The 240-nt window shown below is 77.5% G+C and carries 1 protein-coding gene; it reads right to left on the reverse strand.

Features of this window, described 5'->3' with window-relative positions:
- Positions 1 to 240 (reverse strand): FecR/PupR family sigma factor regulator (locus BST14_RS32260; protein WP_142279736.1); only part of this gene is annotated, 240 nt, incomplete at both ends.

Below are 240 nucleotides of genomic sequence, written 5' to 3' on the forward strand. Positions count from 1 at the left end.
CCGCCGGTCCAGCCCGCGCTCGCGGCCGAGGGTCGGCAGGGCCAGCTCCGGCGGCAGTCGGCCGAGGCATTGCAGCAGGCGCTCGGCGCGCTCCCAGGCATGGGCGTGCTGCGGGCTGCGCTGCCGCCACTGGGCGCAGGCCTGGCGCGTGTCGTCGGTGCAGCCGCTGTCCTGCAGGCGCACCAGCCACTCGGCGGCCTCGTCGAGGATCGGCGAGGGAATCCGGCCTTCGTCCGCGGC

It is taken from the genome of Mycobacterium arosiense ATCC BAA-1401 = DSM 45069 (assembly GCF_002086125.1).
Classification (GTDB): Bacteria; Actinomycetota; Actinomycetes; order Mycobacteriales; family Mycobacteriaceae; genus Mycobacterium; species Mycobacterium arosiense.